This is a genomic window from Brumimicrobium mesophilum (assembly GCF_003025005.1).
Taxonomy (GTDB): domain Bacteria; phylum Bacteroidota; class Bacteroidia; order Flavobacteriales_D; family Crocinitomicaceae; genus Brumimicrobium; species Brumimicrobium mesophilum.
Genome location: NZ_PVSS01000051.1, coordinates 1 through 1035, shown reverse-complemented (window position 1 = coordinate 1035; position 1035 = coordinate 1). Strand labels below are relative to the sequence as shown.

General features: G+C 32.6%; 1 protein-coding gene. It reads left to right on the top strand.

Features of this window, described 5'->3' with window-relative positions; translation table 11 throughout:
- A partial coding sequence (locus C6368_RS16990; protein ID WP_159038671.1) for a T9SS type B sorting domain-containing protein occupies positions 1-1035 on the top strand: 1035 nt, incomplete at its 5' end.

Below are 1035 nucleotides of genomic sequence, written 5' to 3'. Positions count from 1 at the left end.
GCCGGAGCAGATATGAATGAACATTTCTGTAATACTGGAACAACAGACTTAAACAATTTTTTAACTGTAAATAATCCTGGAACTTGGACCTCTTTAGATGGTTTTCCAAACTCTGTGTTTGATCCTACAACGGGTGTTTTCACAATGGATAACTTAGCAAAAGACACCTATACTTTCCAATATGTAGTGACTAATGATTCGCCATGTGATAATGATACATCATTGGCATTTATTGAAATAACTGAAATTGCCAATATTGATTTCACATCAAATTTATTGGAAGGTTGTAGTCCATTAACAGTTGATTTTACAGATATAACTCAAGTAAATGGAACAACAAACTTCACTTGGTTTGTTGATGGTATTCAAGTTGGAACGAATCAAAATATGACTTACACTTTTGATGAAGTAAGGTGTTATGATATCGATTTAACAATTGAAACAGATAACTTTTGTTCTGCAACATTAACCAACCCAAATATGATTTGTGTGAATCCAGATCCAATTGCAGATTTTGATTTTTCTCCAGCAACAATTTATTCAGATGATCCAACAGTTGACTTCAATAACAAATCTCAGCTTAATGCAATCAATCAATGGGATTTTGATGGATTAGGTGTAAGTTCACAAGCGAATCCAAGTTTCACTTTTCCATTAGGAATAGAAGATACTTATGAAGTTTTACTTGTTGTATATTCAGATAAGGGTTGTGTAGATTCTATTATAAAGGAAGTACCAGTAGTGGATCAAACAATTTTTTATGTTCCTAATGCATTTACTCCAGATGGAAATGATGTAAACAATACGTTTTTACCTGTAATGACAGTTGGAGTAGATCCTCAAAACTATAAGCTGGAAATTTTCAACCGCTGGGGAGAAGTAATATTTGAATCAAATGATTACAACGTTGGATGGGATGGAACCTATGGAGGAAAAATAGTTAAATCAGGAACATATCTTTGGAAAATAAGATTTAATGAGATTAAAACTGAAGATGATATAATCCGAATGGGAACAGTAGTTTTGATGAGATAA